1 protein-coding gene is annotated in these 684 nt (G+C 66.1%); it reads left to right on the top strand.

The window, feature by feature from the left end:
• Positions 1–37: 37 nt before the first annotated feature.
• Positions 38–684 (top strand): ISAs1 family transposase (locus VP06_RS32515; protein WP_425350979.1); only part of this gene is annotated, 647 nt, incomplete at its 3' end.

Here is a 684-nt window from a genome sequence, read left to right as displayed (position 1 = left end):
TTCAGATGTTTAAAAGAACCACCTCGGCCAGGAGGCGGTGGCCGACAAAAGCAACGAGATCACCGCCATCCCGTGCCTTCTGGACCGGCTCGAACTCCGGGGCGCCCTCGTCACCATCGACGCGATGGGCACCCAGACCGCCATCGCCGAGACCATCGTGGCCCGAGGCGGCGACTATCTGCTGGCGCTCAAGGCCAACCGCCCCGCCACCCACGACGACGTCGTGCGCGTCTTCGCCGATCCCGGCGACCTGATCGTGGAGACACACGAGACCCTCGACAACGATCATGGTCGCCTTGAACGCCGCCGGGCCAGCGTGTGCCACGACGTCAGCTGGCTGACCTCGGATCGCCGCTACCCCGATGCGCCGCACATGCCTCATCTGGCGATGATCGGCATGATCGAGACGCAGGTCAAACGCGCCGGCCGGATCGAACACGAGCGCCGCTACTATCTCTCTTCAGCGAGGCTCGACGCCAAGACCTTCGCCGCCGCCGTGCGGGCGCACTGGCAGATCGAGAACCGCCTGCACTGGGTGCTCGACGTCGTCTTCCACGACGACCTCGTGCGGCTGCGGACCGGATCAGGCCCGCAGAACATGGCAGTCGTGCGCCACATGGCCATCAACCTCGTGCGCGCACCACACGATCGCCACAGCCTCAAGGCCCGCAGAAAGCTCGCCAA

This window comes from Methylobacterium aquaticum (assembly GCF_001043915.1).
Classification (GTDB): domain Bacteria; phylum Pseudomonadota; class Alphaproteobacteria; order Rhizobiales; family Beijerinckiaceae; genus Methylobacterium; species Methylobacterium aquaticum.
This window is presented reverse-complemented; position numbering and strand designations above follow the sequence as displayed.